Source organism: Parafrigoribacterium mesophilum, assembly GCF_039652555.1.
GTDB classification, from domain to species: domain Bacteria; phylum Actinomycetota; class Actinomycetes; order Actinomycetales; family Microbacteriaceae; genus Parafrigoribacterium; species Parafrigoribacterium mesophilum.
Map to the genome: position 1 here is coordinate 1,092,869 of NZ_JBDJAF010000001.1, position 18,031 is coordinate 1,110,899.

12 protein-coding genes are annotated in these 18,031 nt (G+C 65.5%); 7 read left to right on the forward strand and 5 right to left on the reverse strand.

The window, feature by feature from the left end; translation table 11 throughout:
- Positions 1-223: 223 nt before the first annotated feature.
- Genes ABFX56_RS05185 through ABFX56_RS05200 form a run of 4 tightly spaced genes read left to right on the forward strand, consistent with a single transcriptional unit; the run spans position 224 to position 5,156 of the window.
- Complete coding sequence (locus ABFX56_RS05185; protein ID WP_346232199.1) at positions 224-1,417, forward strand: CaiB/BaiF CoA transferase family protein; 1,194 nt, start codon at positions 224-226, stop codon at positions 1,415-1,417.
- Positions 1,414-2,229, forward strand: a complete 816-nt coding sequence (locus ABFX56_RS05190; RefSeq protein ID WP_346232200.1) for a cyclase family protein — start codon at positions 1,414-1,416, stop codon at positions 2,227-2,229. The genes ABFX56_RS05185 and ABFX56_RS05190 overlap by 4 nt, the downstream gene beginning before the upstream one ends.
- Positions 2,222-3,694, forward strand: a complete 1,473-nt coding sequence (locus ABFX56_RS05195; RefSeq protein WP_346232201.1) for an MmgE/PrpD family protein — start codon at positions 2,222-2,224, stop codon at positions 3,692-3,694. The genes ABFX56_RS05190 and ABFX56_RS05195 overlap by 8 nt, the downstream gene beginning before the upstream one ends.
- Positions 3,687-5,156 (forward strand): dihydroorotase, encoded by a 1,470-nt coding sequence (locus ABFX56_RS05200; RefSeq protein ID WP_346232202.1) that lies wholly within the window; start codon positions 3,687-3,689, stop codon positions 5,154-5,156. Before ABFX56_RS05195 ends, ABFX56_RS05200 begins: the two co-directional genes overlap by 8 nt.
- 2 nt (positions 5,157-5,158) lie before the next feature.
- On the opposite strand, the gene ABFX56_RS05205 is transcribed toward ABFX56_RS05200, so the two are convergent.
- Positions 5,159-6,055: an HpcH/HpaI aldolase/citrate lyase family protein gene (locus tag ABFX56_RS05205; RefSeq protein ID WP_346232203.1), complete on the reverse strand. Its 897-nt coding sequence runs from the start codon at positions 6,053-6,055 to the stop codon at positions 5,159-5,161.
- Between the two features lie 169 nt (positions 6,056-6,224).
- Positions 6,225-7,793, reverse strand: a complete 1,569-nt coding sequence (locus ABFX56_RS05210) for a long-chain-fatty-acid--CoA ligase (protein WP_346232204.1) — start codon at positions 7,791-7,793, stop codon at positions 6,225-6,227.
- A 232-nt stretch (positions 7,794-8,025) separates the two neighbouring features.
- Between ABFX56_RS05210 and hrpA the strand changes: the two genes are divergently transcribed.
- Both hrpA and ABFX56_RS05220 read left to right on the forward strand, forming a co-directional pair.
- Positions 8,026-11,892 (forward strand): ATP-dependent RNA helicase HrpA, encoded by a 3,867-nt coding sequence (gene hrpA / locus ABFX56_RS05215; RefSeq protein WP_346232205.1) that lies wholly within the window; start codon positions 8,026-8,028, stop codon positions 11,890-11,892.
- Positions 11,893-11,953: 61 nt separating this feature from the next.
- Positions 11,954-13,423, forward strand: a complete 1,470-nt coding sequence (locus tag ABFX56_RS05220; protein WP_346232206.1) for a glycosyltransferase — start codon at positions 11,954-11,956, stop codon at positions 13,421-13,423.
- A 71-nt stretch (positions 13,424-13,494) separates the two neighbouring features.
- Here the strand turns inward: ABFX56_RS05220 and ABFX56_RS05225 are convergent, their stop codons facing one another.
- From ABFX56_RS05225 to ABFX56_RS05235, 3 genes are read right to left on the reverse strand one after another with little or no spacing between them, the layout of a single operon-like run.
- Positions 13,495-14,262 (reverse strand): amino acid ABC transporter ATP-binding protein, encoded by a 768-nt coding sequence (locus ABFX56_RS05225; protein ID WP_346232207.1) that lies wholly within the window; start codon positions 14,260-14,262, stop codon positions 13,495-13,497.
- Complete coding sequence (locus tag ABFX56_RS05230) at positions 14,259-15,248, reverse strand: amino acid ABC transporter permease (protein ID WP_346232208.1); 990 nt, start codon at positions 15,246-15,248, stop codon at positions 14,259-14,261. Before ABFX56_RS05230 ends, ABFX56_RS05225 begins: the two co-directional genes overlap by 4 nt.
- Positions 15,249-15,251: 3 nt before the next feature.
- Entirely contained in the window at positions 15,252-16,145 is an 894-nt protein-coding gene (locus ABFX56_RS05235) for an ABC transporter substrate-binding protein (RefSeq protein ID WP_346232209.1), read from the reverse strand.
- 431 nt (positions 16,146-16,576) lie between these two features.
- Between ABFX56_RS05235 and ABFX56_RS05240 the strand changes: the two genes are divergently transcribed.
- Complete coding sequence (locus tag ABFX56_RS05240; protein ID WP_346232210.1) at positions 16,577-18,025, forward strand: HNH endonuclease signature motif containing protein; 1,449 nt, start codon at positions 16,577-16,579, stop codon at positions 18,023-18,025.
- The last annotated feature ends 6 nt before the right edge of the window (positions 18,026-18,031 follow it).

Genomic DNA, 18,031 nt, shown 5'->3' on the forward strand with positions numbered 1-18,031 from the left:
GCGGCCGCTTCGGCCGCGCCGCACCGGCGCGGAGGCTGGCGCACGTTGTCTTGGCGTTTCACTAAGCGGAACAATTTCGCATAATGCGCAAAACTAGGCTCGACTGAATTGGCACTATTGGCCCAATGAGCATATATAACAGTGGTAATACTGACGGAACTCGGATAGAGTTCACATTCGTAGATGTTTCTCACACCGGAACACAACTGGGAGGCCTTCGGTCATGATGGCGCTGGAGGGCGTGCGGGTGGTGGATGCGTCGACGATCCTCGCCGGCCCCCTGTGCTGCCAGATTCTCGGCGATTTCGGCGCCGACGTGATCAAGATCGAACATCCCGTGTACGGCGACAGCATGCGCGGCCATGGGGGCCAGAAAGACGGTGTTTCGCTGTGGTGGAAGGAGGTTAGCCGCAATAAGCGGACAATGGGCCTCAATCTCGGTACCGCCGACGGCGCCGCTGCCTTCTTGCGTCTGGCAACGACGGTGGACGTCGTCGTCGAAAACTTCAGACCTGGGACTCTCGAACGGTGGGGCATAGGGCCAACGGAACTGCACGAGGCTAATCCCGGCCTCATTCTCGTGCGCCTCACCGGATTCGGGCAGACCGGGCCGTATTCCTCCAGACCCGGTTTCGGGACGCTGGCCGAGGCGATGAGCGGCTTCGCCTACCTCACCGGCTCGGCTGATGGGCCGCCCACCCTGCCCGCGTTCGGGCTCGCCGACAGCATTTGCGGCATCGCGGCGTCCACCGCGACGATGATGGCTCTCCGGCATCGCGATTCCAACGACGGGGGCGGGCAGGTCATCGACCTGAGCATTCTGGAGCCGATGATGACCGCTGTCGGCCCAGGGCCGACCATCTACGACCAACTCGGCACCGTGGAAGAGCGCCATGGCAACCGTTCCACCAACAACGCGCCGAGGAATACGTACCGAACACGCGATGGCGCCTGGGTCGCCGTCTCCAGTAGCGCACAAAGCGTCGCCGAGCGAATCATGACCACTGTCGGACACGCGGAACTCCTGAGCGAGCCCTGGTTTGCCAGCGGTAGGGGGCGAGCCGAGCACGCCGATGTCATCGACCGTTACGTCGCCGCGTGGATCGGCGAACGCGATCGACTCGAAGTACTTGAGGTGTTCGAGAAAGACGGGGGTGCGGTCGCGCCGGTCTACAGCGCCAAGGACATCGTGGAGGACCCTCATATCCGCCAAACGAACATGCTCGTCGAAGTGGAGGACCCCGATCTGGGAACCGTGCTCATGCACAACGTGATGTGGCGCATGTCCGCCTCGCCCGGCGCCATCCGGTTCACTGGGCGACCCCTCGGGGCCGACACCGAAGAGATCCTCGCAGACGAATTGGGCTACAGCGCACAGGAGATCGCGACGATGAGAGAAGAAGGAGCGATCAGATGAGCGATGCTCTTCTCGACGTGATACGCGGTGGCGTTCGCGTCTATGACCTGGGCCGACCGCTGTTTGCCGGGATGCCCCAGTCCCCCAACCATCCGAAGTACACTCACGCCCTCCCTCGCCGCCACGGTGACACCGTGCGACCCGATGGTGGTTCCGCCGCCAGCGATCTCCTGGTGATGGGAACCCACGTCGGCACTCACATCGACGCACTGGCCCACGTTTCCCATCTCGGGAAGCTCCACGGCGGGTCGGATGCGGGCGAGGTCAGGAACGGCGGGTACCCGGATCACGGTGTCAACACCATCGCGCCCATGGTACGGCGCGGCGTGCTGCTCGACATTCCGAAGGCCCTCGGCCTGGAGGTCTGCCGTGCGGCGTACGAGATTACGCCGACCGACCTGACCACGGCGCTCCAGCAGCAGGGGGTCCAGCTGGGTGACGGAGACGTGGCACTGATCCGAAGCGGATGGGGCCGGAGGTTCGCGGCAGGGACGGATTCCTATCTCGGCAAGGAGACCGGCGTGCCGGGCGTCGGCGAGGCGGGCGCACACTGGCTTGCCGACCGCGGCGTCTTGGCCGCCGGAGCGGACACGATTGCCTTCGAACAGCTGCCCGCAGGGGCGGGGCATGCCGTGCTGCCTGCCCACCGGGTGCTTCTCGTCGACAACGGCATCTACATCATCGAAGCGCTGGATCTCGAAGAACTCGCGGAGTCGGAAACCTACGAGTTCACGTTCGTGCTCGTGCCCTTGAACCTCATCGGTGCCACGGGATCTCCGGTGCGGCCGCTTGCGGTGGTCGCGCATGCCTGAAGCGACGCTGGCAAGGCAGTTGGCCGGCTTTGCTGCGGCCACGGCATACGGCAACCTTCCCCCTGACGTGATCGACAGTGTGCGGAAACGGGTTCTCGACTGTCTCGGTATCTGCATCGCAGCGACACCGCTGGAAACCAGCCGCGCCGCGATGGCGTGGGTGGTCGCTCAGGGCGGAACGGGCCAGTCCACGGCCATCGGAATCCCCGAGCCCGTGTCCGCGCCCCACGCCGCGTTCGTGAACGGCGTCCTGGCACACTCGCTCGACTACGATGACACGCACCTGCCGTCCGTGCTTCATCCGAGCGCCTCAGTGATTCCCGCCGCTCTCGCGGCGGCTCAGGCATCCGGGGCGGACGGCCGGTCCACGATCGCCGCCATCGCTGTCGGGCTCGAGGTGTGCGTTCGCCTAGGGATGGCCGGCTACGACCGTGCCGCCCGGACGTCAACGTTCTTCGAGCATGGGCAACACGCAACATCCATCTGCGGCGCGCTTGGCGCAGCAGTGGCAGCCGGAATGCTGCTCGGACTCGATGCCGACGCACTCGCCGACGTGCTCGGGGTCGCGGCGTCGATGGGCTCCGGCATCATCGAGTCAAACCGCACAGGCGGGACGGTCAAACGGATGCACTGCGGATGGGCAGCGCAGTCCGGCGTTTCCGCAGCACAGCTGGTGGCCTTGGGCTTCACCGGCCCGCCGACGGTGCTCGAAGGACGGTTCGGATTCTTCCAAGCCTGGCTCCACGGGCATTTCAACCCGGACGAACTCACCCAGGGTCTTGGAACCCAGTGGGCTGTGCCCGGCATCTTCTTTAAACCGTATCCCGCCAACCACTTCACTCACGCGGCGATCGACGCGGCGTTGGCGCTCCGAGCCCAGGGCCTGCGCCCCGAGGACGTCGAATCCATCACGGTTGGCGTGGCCACCTCAACTGTCCGCACCGTCGGTGAGCCGATCGAGGTCAAGCGGGCCCCGACCACCGGATACATGGCGCAGTTCAGCGCACCCTTCGTCGTCGCGGCGGCGCTCATCGGCGGGAGGGGACTCGGGCTCGGACTCGACGACTTCACCGACGCCACCGCGACAGAACCGGCACACCGCGCTCTGATGGGGAAGGTGAGCGTCGCCGCGGACGCCGAGTGTGATGAGATCTTCCCCCAGCAATTTCCGGCGGTGCTACGGGTGCGGACCACCGATGGCCGCGACCTGGTGGAACGCGTGCTCTCCAATCGCGGCGGCCCCCAGCGCCCGCTGAGCTTCGAAGAACTTGGCACCAAGTTCCGAGACAACGCCTCAAGGGTTCTTGACGCCGATTCAGTGGACCGCGTCCGTCACGGTGTCGCCCGGCTCGAAGATCTCGGCGATCTCACCGCACTGCTCGAGCCCTTGGGGCATTTACCACCAGCTGCGAGGGCCCCTCAGCCAGACGCCACGCACAAGAACACGGAGGACATCGATGCCTGAATTCGACCTACTGGTCAAGAACGTCCACGTCGTACGACCGGATACCAGCGAGGTGGCCGACCTCGATATCGCGGTGACAGCGGGCACCATCGCTGCGTTGGGACACCGGATCGCTCCGGAACGTTCGGCGAAAGTTGTCGACGGCGGAGGGAAGCTGGCGTTTCCCGGAGTAGTCGACGCCCACCAGCATTGGGGTATCTATAATCCGCTGGAGGGGGACGCCGTGACCGAGAGCCGGGCCGCGGCTCAAGGCGGCGTCACCACGGGGATCACCTACATCCGCACCGGCCAGTACTACATGAACCAGGGTGGACCTTATGCCGAATTCCTCCCCAAAGTGTTGGCTGCCTGCGCAGGGCGGTCGTTCATCGACTATGCCCTTCACGTGGCGCCGATGATGAGCCAGCACATCGACGAACTACCGACGATCGTGAAGGACTTCGGCATCACGTCGTTCAAGATCTTCATGTTCTACGGCGGCTTCGGCCTGCATGGGGCGTCCTCGAGTCAGCGCGAGTTCCTCATGATCCCGGAGGACGAGTCGTACGACTACGCACACTTCGAATTCGTCATGCGTGGCATCCAGCGGCTGCGCGAGCAGCTGCCAGAGATCGCGGACGACATTTCGCTTTCCCTGCACTGCGAGACCGCAGAGATCATGCGCGCGTACACGAACATCGTGCAGAAGGAGGGGAAGCTGTCCGGATTGGAAGCGTACAGTGCCGCGCGTCCGCCGCACTCCGAGGGTTTGGCGATCGCCATCGCCTCGTACCTGGCCCACGCAACTGAACTGCCAACAATCAACCTGCTGCACCTGTCTTCCGCGAAGGCGCTCGAGGCGGCGCTCACCATGGCATCCGCGTTCCCGCACATCGATTTCCGCCGGGAGGTGACAATCGGTCATCTGCTGGCCGACTTCACCACCGCGTCCGGACTGGGCGGCAAGGTCAATCCGCCATTGCGTTCGCACGACGACGTCGAGGCGCTCTGGAAGCACTTGTTGGCCGGCGACATTGACTGGGTGGTCAGCGACCACGCCTGCTGCCAAGAGGACCTCAAGTTCGGCACGCCCGCGGATGACGTCTTCGCCGCCAAATCAGGGTTCGGCGGAACCGAATACCTGCTGCCTGGTCTCATCAGTGAGGGCAACAAGCGCGGCCTGCCGTACAACGAGGTGGCCCGACTCACCGCCTGGAATCCCGCGCAGCGGTACGGCCTGCACAACAAGGGAACGATTGCCGAGGGCTACGACGCGGACTTCGCACTCGTCGACCCGAACAGCCCCCACGTCATCCACGCCTCAGATTTCGAATCCTCCCAGGAATACACGCCATTTGAGGGCTTCGAATTGACGGCAAAAGTGACCGACACCTTCGTCCGCGGACACCAGGTGCTCGACAACGGCGTCGTAGTCGGGGAGCCACGGGGCGAATACCTGCGTCGCCCCACGGGGCGCGGCTGATGTCAGCCGGTGTGATGGTCAGCGTCGGTTTGTTGGGGAGCGCGGGAGAGCAGTTCCCTCGCCGAACGGACCACGGCGACGTCCACCATCCGACCGTCTTCGTCGGTGATCACGCCTGACCCGGCCCGGTCTGCCGCGTCGAACGCAGCGACCAGTCGCTCGGCGCGCTCGACCGCATCGGCCGACGGCGTGAACACGGCGTTGATCGTCTCCAGCTGAGCCGGGTGAATGGCGCTACGGCCGCGGAAGCCGAGATTCAAGAGCCGCTGGGTGGAGTCGCGCAGTGCCCCCAGGTCGTGGAAGTCGGTTGAAGTCGGAGCGACCGGGGCTGCGATACCGGCGGCGGCGGAAGCCACGACGATCTGGAGCAGCAGAGGCCGGAATTCGTCGCCTTCCGGGTCAACCCCCAGCCCTAATTCGCCGGCCAGGTCGGCGCGACCGATGGCGAGGCGAAGCACTCGCGGCATCCGCGCCTGCTCCACCGCCGCGAGCAACCCCCGCGCCGTCTCGATCAGAGGAATCACCCGCACCGTGCCCGGGCGCAACTGGAGACTGTGTTCCCTGTCGCTAAGCAGCTGGTCGATCTTCTGCAGCAGCTCGGGCTCGGCCTTGGGGATCATGACGCCGGTCACCCCTGCCAGCACAACCGCCGCAATGTCGGGCTCCGGGGAAGTGGAGTTGATCCGCACCCACAACTCGCCGGACGGTGCCGATCGATGAGCGAGCCAGCCGGCGACCAGTTCCCGTGCACCCGCCTTGTTCTGCATCGGCACAGAGTCTTCGAGATCGAGGATCAGTGCATCCGCGCCCCGGCCGGAAGCACCGCTGAGTCTGCCCTCCTGGTCGCCGGGGACGTACAAGTAACTGCGCGGTGAACGAGACCGCGGGGCTGATTCCACCGTGCCAGTTTAGGGCGGACGAGCACGCGACCGCCCCTTGACCTGTTACTTGTTTTTGCAAGCAGATCAATCCGACTTCACCGATGAGGCGACTTCTTTGCGACCTTCACCGACAAGCCCGCCGTCGACCCCGCAACGGCCGCCCAGGGCGCGGTGAGCCCGCAGGCGGCTACGCCGTCGTCGCCGGTGCCGCCTGATACTGGGCCACCAGTGTGCGCTTGAGCACCTTGCCGCTGGGGCCGGTCGGGAAGGAGTCGACCAGCTCGATGCGGCGCGGGAACTTGTACGCAGCCAGGTGCTCCGTAGCGAAGGCGATGAGTTCCTCCCCCGTGGCGGTAGCGCCGGCACTGAGAATGACCGCGGCCATGACCTCTTGGCCGTGGGTCTCGTGGGCGACACCGAACACGGCCACCTGCGCGACGGACGGATGCCGGGCCAGCACCTCCTCGACCTCCCGCGGGTACACGTTATATCCGTTGCGCAAGATCATGTCCTTCGTGCGGTCCACGATCGTGATGTATCCGCCGTCGTCCTTCGTGCCCAGGTCGCCGGAGCGGAACCATCCGTCGACCACCGCTTTGGCAGTCTCCTCCGGCTTGTTCAGATAGCCCTTGAACAGCAGATGGCCGCGGATCACGATTTCTCCCAGTTCGCCGTGCGGCAGCAGCACGGTCCGATCCTGCACCAGAGGATCGGCGACTTCGACGTCCACGCCCCAGATCGGTTGGCCGACCGTGCCGGCTCGCGGGGTCACCCCGATGTGGTTGAACGTGGCGACCGGCGAGGTCTCGGTGAGCCCGTAGCCCTCGTAGATCTCGGCACCGAAGACCTCACGGAAACGGTCGATCACCGCGACCGGGATCGCCGATCCGCCCGAGCATCCGTAACGCAGCGGCGGGCGCTCCGGGTTGCGGGACGCGGCATCCAGCAGCGCCATGTACATGGTGGGCACGCCCATGAAAATGGTGATGTTTTGCTCATTCATGACGCGCAGCGCCTCATCGCCGGTGAACTTGGGAACCATGACGACGGTGGCGCCGGCACGGAACGCGACGTTCATCGTGCAGGTCTGCCCGAAGGTGTGGAACAGCGGCAGGCAGCCGAGCACACGGTCGTCCGCACCCAGGTCGAAGGTGTTCAACAGGAGCACATTGACCTGCTCCACCAGTGCCAGATGGCATCCCTCGGCCCCCTTGGGCTGGCCGGTCGTGCCGCTGGTGTAGAGGATCGTGGCCGTGTCGAACGGACCCCGCGGCACATACGACGTGATCGGCTGGGCTGCGGCCGCCTCGTCCTCGAGCCGCGGCGGCAGGTCGGCGGATGCGCTCGGCAACAGCACCGAGAGAGTGTCGACGCCGGCGAGCGCCGCGCCCTTGGCTCCCTCGCCGAGCAGCGGTGCCGCGCACACCAGAAGCCGGGCACCGCTGTCGCGCAACACGTAATCGATCTCTTCGGCCTTGAGCAACGCGTGGATCGGCACGACGATGCCGCCGAGCGCGAGGATCGCGAAGTAGATCCTGGGGAAGTCCGCGACATTGGGGATCAGCATGGCGACGGGTGTGCCCTCGCCAACGCCGCGCGCCCGAAGAGCGCCGGCATAGGCCCGGGACTGGTACCACAGGTCTGCGTAGCTGATCTGCTCATCGCCGACGACGATGGCCACGTTGTCGGGCATCCGCTGCGCCGTCTCGGCCAAGATCGCCGCCACCGAGACTGTGGCGAAACCTGCACTACCCATGGAAAGAACCTCCGTCATCTTTGACACTTTTTCGTTGCTTGACCGAATCATACGACTGCGGCTTCGCAGGAATGCAAGGGAATGTGGCCGGCACGCAATCGGCGCACCACCTCGCCTCCGTGCCCAGGAGGATTCATCCAACGGGCGCTTCGCGAAGGGCCACGCGGTCCAGTCGTAGGCTGGCCTACGTTGCATTTTCGTGGGCAGGACCGGCGCCATAAGCTGGAGGGCTATGTTTGAGCCCGCCGACTCCGCCGTGTCGACCGATGCTGTGTCGACCAATGCTGTGTCGATCACATACCCGCCCGAGCTGCCGGTCAGCCAGCGGCGGGAGGAGATCGCGCGCGCCATCCGCGACCACCAGGTCGTCATCCTCGCGGGCGAGACCGGGTCGGGCAAGACCACCCAGCTACCCAAGATCTGCCTCGAACTGGGACGGACATCGATCGGCCACACTCAGCCGCGGCGTCTGGCCGCCCGCACCATCGCCGAACGGATCGCGGAGGAGCTCGGCGAGGAGGTCGGCGGGCTGGTCGGCTACCAGGTGCGCTTCACCGACCACGTCGGTCCGCGCACCAAGATCAAACTGATGACCGATGGCATCCTGCTCAATGAGATCAACCGCGACAGGATGCTGCGTAAGTACGACACGATCATTATCGACGAGGCGCACGAGCGCAGCCTCACAATCGACTTCCTGCTCGGCTACCTGAAGCAGCTGCTGCCGAAGCGTCCCGACCTCAAATTGATCATCACCTCGGCAACGATCGACCCGGACAGCTTCTCCCGCCACTTCGGAAATGCGCCCATCGTCGAGGTGAGCGGGCGCACCTTCCCGGTCGAGATTCGGTATCGGCCCCTCGTGGCGGAAGTGGAGCTGGACGACGATGACGCCGAGCCGGTGCCGACCGATCCGCTCGACGCGATCAACGCGGCCCTGGACGAGCTCGCCCGTGAGGGCCCGGGGGACGTGCTCGTTTTTCTGAGCGGCGAGAGTGAGATCCGGGACACCGAAGACGCGATCAAGGCGCGGATCTCGAATGGCTCGATCGGCAGCAGCACCGAGGTGCTGCCGTTGTACGGGCGGCTCAGTTCCGCCGATCAACACCGGGTGTTCCGGCCCAGCACGGTACCCGGCATCCGGCGCCGCATCGTCCTGTCCACCAACGTCGCCGAGACCAGCCTCACCGTGCCCGGCATCAAGTACGTGGTCGACGCCGGCACCGCGCGCATTTCCCGCTACAGCGTGCGGTCGAAGATCCAGCGGCTGCCGATCGAGCCGATCTCGCAGGCCTCGGCCAACCAGCGGTCCGGCCGCAGCGGCCGCACCAGCGATGGCATCGCCATCCGTCTGTACTCCGAGGAGGATTTTCGCAGCCGCCCCGAATACACCGAACCGGAGATCCTGCGCACCAATCTGGCCGCGGTCATCCTGCAGATGATCTCGCTCGGCCTCGGTGACATCGCCAGCTTCCCGTTCCTGCAGCCACCGGACTCGCGCGGCATCAAGGACGGATTGGACCTGCTGGCCGAACTGGGGGCGGTGTCTGGACGATCGGCACGGGCGCCGAAACCGATCATCACCAAAATCGGCAAGCAGCTCGCCCAGTTGCCCATCGATCCGCGGCTGGCTCGCATGGTGATCGAATCCGGCAAGCACGGCGTCACCCGCGAGGTGATCGCGATCGTGGCGGCGCTGAGCATCCAGGACCCGCGAGAACGTCCGCTCGAGAAGCGCCCGCAAGCCGACACCGCTCACGCGCGGTTCACCGATCCCACCAGCGACTTTCTTACCCTGCTGAACCTCTGGAACTACCTGAAGAAAAAAGAGAAGGAGCTCAGCGGAAACCAATTCCGGCGATTGTGCCGTAACGAGTACCTCAACTTTCTGCGGGTGCGGGAGTGGGCGGATGTCTACCGGCAGTTGAAACGGATGACGAAGCCGCTCGGATTGACCGTGGGCGAGGCCAGTGCCAACGGCGTCGGGATCCACCGGTCGCTGCTGGCCGGACTGCTCAGCCAGATCGGCATCAAGGACCTCGCCAAAGACAACAAGGACAAGAAAAAGCAAGGCGACTACATCGGCGCCCGGCAGATCCGGTTCACCGTCTTCCCGGGGTCGGCTCTGGCCAAGAAGCAACCGAACGAGATCATGACCTCCGAACTGGTGGAGACCAGCCGGCTGTTCGCCAGAATGAATGCGGCGATCGATCTGGCTTGGGCCGAGCCGCTGGCCGGCGACCTGGCCAAGCACAGCTACGGCGAACCGCACTGGGAAAAGAACCAGGGCTCGGTGGTGGCCTACGAGCGGGTCACCCTGTACGGTGTTCCGATCGTGGCCCGCCGGCGGGTGCAGTACGCGAGGGTCGACCCCGAGCAGGCGCGCGAGCTGTTCATCCGCCACGCCCTGGTCGACGGTGACTGGGATCTGAGCCGAATCGACCAGCGGGCGTCGGCGTTCGACCGTGCCAACCGTGCATTGCGCAAGCAGCTGGTCGAGGTTGAGGAGCGCACCCGCCGGCGGGACATCCTTTACGACGACGAGGTCGTCTTCGAGTTCTACGACCGGCGCATCCCCACCGACGTGAACACACAGCGCGGATTCGAGAAGTGGTGGAAGCAGGCACTGGCACAGACGCCGGACTGGCTCACCATGACGAGGGAAAACCTCATCGAGGGCAGCGAGGCGCCCACCGACGAGGTGCCCGACAATGCCTACCCGGAGATCTGGCGGCAGGACGACCAGCAACTGAACCTGCACTACCGGTTCGAACCGGGTGCGCAGGACGACGGCGTCACCGCGATCGTCCCTATCGCCCTGCTTGCCCGGCTGCGACCCGACGGCTTCGACTGGCAGGTCCCCGGCTTCCGCGAGGAGCTGGTGACGGCGCTGATCAAGTCGCTGCCGAAGGCGATCCGACGCAACGTGGTACCGGCCGCAGACTGGGCCCGTCGGTTGCTGAAGGACGTGCCCGAGAACCCGTCGTCGGACTCTGGCGAGAACCAGCCGAGCCTGTGCGAGTACCTCGCCGCCGAAATCCAGCGTCAGACACACACGCCGGTGACGGCCGAGGACTTCGACCTGGACCGGATTCCGAACCATCTGCGAGTCACCTTCGGCGTCGTCGACGAACGCGGACGGCAGGTGGCCGCATCCAAAGATCTCGAGAGTCTGCAGCACAAACTGAAGACCCGAGCCCGGGCATCCGTCGCGCACGTGCATGTGCGCACCCCGAACGCTCTGGAGCGGGACGGCCTCACCTCCTGGGATCTCGACGCGCTTCCGCCGATCCTCGACACGAAGCAGGCCGGCAACACGGTGCGTGCCTATCCCGCGCTCGTCGACCGGGGCGGGTCGGTGTCGATCCGGCTGATGAGCACCCGAGCCGATCAGGCGCGTGAGCACCATGCCGGGGTGCGGCGGATGCTGCTGCTCGCGACCCCATCCCCCGTCGCGTACGTGCAGCAGCACCTCACCGGCGCCGAAAAACTGTCGCTTGCCGGCAGCCCGTACCGGACGACGGGCCAGCTGTTCGAGGACTGCCTGGTCGCGTGCGTCGACGCCGCCCTGGGCGACGACGAGGTGTGGACGAAACAGCAGTTCGAACAGGTGCGGGACCTCGTCTCAGCCTCCATCGTCCAGGACCTGTTCACCACCGTGAGCCTGGTGGCAACCGTTCTCGCCGAATCCCGCGCGGCGCAGAAGGCGATCAGCGCGGCATCCAGCATGGCGCTGATCGCCCCGTTGGCAGACTCCCGTGAGCAACTGGACTCGCTGGTGTTCCCCGGATTCGTCTCCCGCACCGGATTGCCCCAGCTACGGCGCCTGCCGGTGTACCTGCGGGGAATCAGCCACCGGGTGGCCAAGCTCGCCGAGCATCCCGCGCGAGACCGCGCCTGGCTGACCGAGGTGCAGACCGCGACCGAACGGTACCGCGCCGCGGGTGGGACGCTTCCGCAGACACCGGATGCTCCGCCCCAGCTGGTCCACGCACGCTGGCTGCTCGAAGAGCTACGGCTGAGCCTGTTCGCGCAGCACCTCGGCACAGCCGAATCGGTATCCCTGCAACGCATCACCAAGGTTCTCGGCAGCCGGTGACGGTGGCACGCCCGAGCGGTCACCGGTGGTCGCCGCACAGATCCTCAGTACAGTGGGGCCTGTGGCCCGACCATCCGAATCACTCGCCGATCAGGCGCCGGTCTTTCCGCCGGCGAACTATCTGATCGCAACGAGCCGACTGCACCCTGGGTTGGACGGCGGTCAGACGGTAGCGCTGCTGCGGCGAGCCAGGCATTTCCGCCACGTCGGGGGCGCCAGCCCGCTGCTCGTGAGTTTCGACTTCACGGCAGAGCGCCCCGAGGACCTCGCCGAGTTCCAGAGAATGGGACTGGCCGATGAGCGCACCGTTGTCCGCAACCTTTATCAGGACGCCAGAAACGACCCGACCTGGTTGCACGAGGCCGCCCGCCCGCTGCAACAGCCGGCAACGGATGCCGGCGCCCTGGTCGCGAGCACCGATCTCGACTCCGAGGGCGTGCCCTGGCGCACGGTATGGCGGGCCCTCGCATCGCCGACGGGCACCGCCGTGTACACGGACTATCTCGACCGACGGGGCCGCCCCCTCTTGCGCACCCCGTACCTGTCCCGCCAGGACTGGCACCACTCCACCGAGGCGATCACGGTGTTCCGCGACGGAATGCCGGCCGGCCACTTCCGCGGCTTCGGCGAACTGTATCGAGCCTGGCTTTCGGTTGTCATCGCCTCCGGAGACCCCCGGCTGCCCACCTTCATCATCTGCGAGTCGCGACAGATCGGCGAGCTGATCACACCGCTGAGCACGACGTCGGTGAAGATCATCCACACCGTCCACAACGCCCACACCCGTCCGCCGTATCGCTGGAATTCCGACATGGAGCCGCAGTGGCAGTCGTGGTTCGAGAAGCTGGGCGAGTTCGATGCCGTGGTCTGGCTCACCGCGAAGCAGGAAGCGGATGTGATTCGGCGGTTCGGCCGGCCGACCCGTTTTGCCGTCATCCCTCATCCTGTGGACGCGGCGCCGCCGCGCACTAGGGCCGACCGGGACGTCAACCGGGCCGTGATGATCGCCCGGCTCGCGCCGCAGAAGCGGGTGGACAGTGCGATCCGAGCGTTCCTGCTGGTGCGGGAGTCGAATCCCAGGGCCCGGTTCGACATCTTCGGCGACGGCCCGGCGGCGCAGAGCCTCACCGAGCTGATCGTGAGCCTGGGACTGCGCGATGCCGTGCGGCTGCGCGGCTATCGGCCGGATGCCGCGGTCGAGCTGGAGAACGCCGCACTGTTGACGGTGTCCAGCGGGTACGAGGGGCAGTCATTGGCCATCACCGAAGCCTTTGCCCGCGGATGTCCCGTCGTGGCCTACGACGTCAATTACGGCCCTGGCGAAATGGTGGTCTCGGGACGCAACGGCTTCCTGGTTCCGGCTGGCGACATCCGGGCGCTGGCGGACGCCATGACGAAGGTTCTCGGCGACAGCGCCCTGATCGCGACGTTGTCCGCAGGAGCGCGAGCCACGGCGGCGCAGATGAGCGTCGAGCGTGCGATGTCGTCGTGGTCACGACTGTTCCGCACCCTGCTGACCACCGAGCGATAGCCTTCCGGTCGAAACCGGCCGCCGCGGACGCATCGGTCGTCCGGAACCCATCGCTCGGGCGTCCGGCTCTGTTAGAGCACCTTCGACAAGAACGCTTTGGTGCGTTGGTGCTGCGGGTTGCCCAGCACCTCGTGCGGATCGCCCGATTCCACCACAACGCCGCCGTCCATGAACACCAGAGAGTCGGCCACTTCCCGCGCGAAACCCATCTCGTGGGTCACCACGATCATGGTCATTCCGCTCGCGGCCAGCGCCTTCATCACATCCAGTACCTCGCCGACCAACTCAGGGTCCAGAGCGGAGGTGGGCTCGTCGAACAGCATGAGCTTGGGATCCATCGCGAGCGCCCGGGCGATGGCGACGCGCTGCTGCTGTCCGCCGGAGAGGTGCGCAGGATACGAACCCGCCTTTTCGCCGAGGCCGACGCGTTCCAACAGCTCGCGGGCGCGCGTCATCGCGGATGCTTTGCTCACGCCCTTGACCCGAATCGGCGCCTCGATGATGTTCTCCATCGCGGTCATGTGCGGGAACAGGTTGAACCGCTGGAAGACCATGCCGATGTCGCGGCGCTGCCGGGCGGCCTCTTTGGGGCGCAGTTCGTAGAGTTTGTCGCCCCGTTCCTCGTATCCGACGAGCACGCCGTCGACGGTGAGACGCCCGGCATCCACGCGTTCCAAGTGGTTGATGCAGCGCAGGAAGGTCGACTTGCCCGACCCGCTCGGACCGACCATGCAGAGCACTTCGCCGCGATTGACGGACAGCGAAATGCTCTTCAAGACCTCGTTGGAGCCGAAGCTCTTGGACACGCTGACCGCTTGCACCATGGGGACGTCGGTCATTTTGTGTGCTCCGAACCGTGTGCATCGGCGCGGATCGCTGCGATATTCGTCGAGATAGGGCCGGTTTCAGGAGTGCTCTTCTTCTCCGGCCGGGCCTGGCCAATCCCGCGGGAGAACCGCTTCTCCAGGAAGTATTGGCCGATCATGAGGATCGAGGTGAACAGCAGGTACCACGCGGAGGCCACGAGCAGCAGCGGGATGGGGTCGAAAATGACCACCGAGATGTCGCGTGCCCGTCCGTAGAGGTCGAAGCTGTATGGCACGGCCGTCACCAGCGACGTCGTCTTCAGCATCGAGATCACCTCGTTGCCGGTGGGCGGGATGATGATCCGCATCGCCTGCGGAATGATCACCCGGTTCATCGTCTGGAGCCACGACATCCCGAGGGCGGTCGCGGCCTCATCCTGGCCGCGGTCAACGGACAGGATGCCGGCGCGGACGATCTCGGCCATGTAAGCGGCCTCGTTGAGCGACAGGCCGATGACTGCCAGCCAGAACACGTCGATGACGGCTTTGGTCTGAAACACCATCCAGGGCGCGGTGAACGGGATGCCGATGTCGATCGTTGCGTAAATGGTGGAGATGAGGCCCCAGAACACGAGCTGCACGTACACAGGGGTGCCCCGGAAGACCCAGAGGTAGAGCCACGCGACGCCCTTGACGACGGGGTTCTCGGAGAGCCGCATCACGGCGAGGGTAATGCCGAGGATGATGGCGATGACCATCGAATAGACGGTCAGAAGCAGGGTGTTGAGCGCCGCCTGCGAAATGCGCCGGTCGAAGATGTACTTGCTGAAGTTCTCCCAGCCATAGGCCGGGCGCTGGGCGGCGTCGATGATGAAAAGGGCCAGCGCCAAGACCAGCACGACCGCAAAGACAATGCGCCATGGATGATGGAGGCGAATCGCCTTGATCGGCTGGGGGTGACCGCCGCCGGCCGGCGACGAGGTTGCCCCCGTCGCCGGCCCAGTGGTTGGGGAACTCATGGATTAGCCCTTGGACGCCGCGTTGATCGTGATCTTGTCGATCGCGCCGTTCTCCACGCCCCACTTTTGAAGGATCTTCGTGTAGCTGCCGTCATCGACCATCGACTGCAGCGCGGCCTGAAGAGCCTTGGTCAGGTCCGAGCCCTTCTTCACCGCGATGCCGTAGGGGGCATCCTCGAAGGACTTGCCGGCCGGCTCGATTTTGTCCTTCAGCTTGGAGATCGCGTACAGGGTGATCGGCGAGTCGGCGCTCATGGCGTCGGCACGGCCGGTCGCCACGGCCGTCGTCGCGTCGTCCTGCTTGTCGAACTTCAGGATGGTGATCGCCGCCTTTCCGGCGTCGGTGCACTCCTTGGACTTGGCCGGCAGTTCATCGGTCTCCTCATAGGTTGTCGCCTGCACGGACACGGTCAAGCCACAGGCGTTGGCGGGGTCGACGGTCTTACCGATCGGCTGGGCCCACTGCACGCCGGCGGTGAAGTAGTTGACGAAGTCGACGGCCTTCTCGCGCTCGACATTGTCAGTGAAGGAGGACACGCCGATGTCGTAGGTGCCACCGGTGATGCTCGGGATGATCTTGTCGAAGCTGGACGCCTGGTAGTCGGTCTTCAGGCCCAGCTTCGCGGCCATCGCGTCGGCGAGTTCGACGTCCCAACCGACCGGGTTGCCGGCGTCGTCCTTGAACTCGTTCGGCGCGTAGGCCGGGTCGATGCCGATGATCAGCTTGCCGTTCTTCTTGATGTCGGCAGGCAAGAGCGCCACGGCCGCTGCATCCACGGCCGTCGATCCCGGCGTGTCCGAGCCGGAAGCGGCGGGTGTCGTCGAGTTGTTGACGCAGCCGGTGAGGCTGAGTGCGGCGGCCAGCGCAATGGCCGGCAATGCATATCTGGAACGCATTCTGATTTCCTTACTGTCTCTGATCGGAACTATCTCTTTGGTGCGGTGCAGGGTCACAAAAGACGTGGGCGGGAAGACGCCGAGGCGGGGTGCGACGCGGTGGGACATCCGCGGGACGTGCGTGAGACGGCGAAATAGTGCCTGGTCTGGCGAACATATGACGTGGAATCCCCATATCAAGTACACACGACGGCACATCGTTGTGACAGCCGTATTGGGAGCCTACTCCACCGAGTAGCACGGGATTTGCCGTCAGCGTACCGTTTCGATGACAAGAGTTGAAATGCGTCGGCGGGCCGCCCTTGCTGCTCACTGACGCAGTTGGACGTATATGTCACAGTTCGGTAACGGTCTTCGAATGTGCGTCCGGTGCACCCACTTTCTCTGCTCCGTGCCACTCGAATGTCAGTGGTGGGTGGCAAGTTGGGGTTATGAACCAGCCGTTGCAGTCACTGATGGACGACCTGACGTCGTTGCATGCTGTCTGGTCTGGTGGCCGGCCCGCGTTCGCCGGTCGGTCCCCTGAAGTTGGCGACACCGGCAACGTGGCGGATGCCGTCCAGGTCGATCTGGAATCGATGAGTGATGCCGGGCTGGTGGCCACCATGGATGCCATCGGGCGCCTAGCCCGGGAGGTGAACGGGCTGCTGGCCCGTGGTGCGGCCGAGGTTGCCAGGCGTTCTCCGGCCGAGGCGGGCAGCCAGGGCCTGGCCAAGCGGCAAGGGTTCCAGAACCCGTCCCACCTGATCGCCTCCGTCACCGGCGGCAGCGTATCGGGCGCTTCCCGATTCGTGTTGGTCGGGCAGGCCACCGCCGCCCGCAGGTCGCTGACCGGGCAACCGTTACCGCCCGCACACCCACACGTGGCGCAGGCACTGTCCAAAGGCGTGATCAGTGTGGAGGCGGCCGGGGCGATCACCACCATGTTGGATCGGGTTGGCCGCCGGGCGAACCCGGCTCAGGCGGACGCCTACGAACAGGTACTGGCCCAGCGAGCCGGGGATATTCCGTTGGAAACGTTGTTCCGAGCGATCAAGGAGGCCGAGGCCCGGCTTGATCAGGACGGCATCGAACCGAGAGAGGAGGAACTGCGGGAGGACCGGGCCGTGTACCTGCGGCAGGACAGCAACGGAATGCTCCACCTGAGCGCCCATCTGGATCCCGAGTCCGCGGCGCCGGTGAAAGCGGCGATCGAAGCGATCGTCACCCACAACATCCGGGCACGACGCGATGCTGAGACCGACAATTCCCACGGTGGACTCTCCGGCGTCCATCCGGACGGCCCGCTGTTCGAAGACACCCGCACCATTCCGCAGTTGCAGGCCGACGCGCTGGCCATGATCGCCGGCCACGCTCTGGGCTGCAACCGGGTACCGGCAGCCCCGTCTACCACCCTGGTAGTCCGCACCAGCCTGGAGACGCTGGTGGACGGCGTCGGGCACGGCACAATCGACGGACTGAACCAACCCGCCTCCGCCGGCACCATCCGGAAACTGGCCGCCACCGCCGGCATCATTCCCGCCGTCCTCGGTGGCGACAGCCTCCCTCTGGACCTCGGACGCGCCGCCCGACTGTTCACCCCCGCCCAACGCATCGCCCTGGCAGAACGCGACGGCGGATGCGCCGGATGCGGACTCGACCTGCCCTACACGCAGGCACACCACATCAATTGGTGGAACCGCGACACCGGGCCGACCGACCTGACCAATGGGGTCTTACTCTGCCCGCCCTGCCACACCCGAATTCACAACGACGGCTGGACCATCCGCATCGACCAACACGGCCAGGTCTGGTTCATCCCACCACCTCACATGGACCTCGCCCAAACCCCCCGCCTCGGCGGCAAAGCCCGCTACGCACTACCCCAACTCATCGGGTGAAATGTG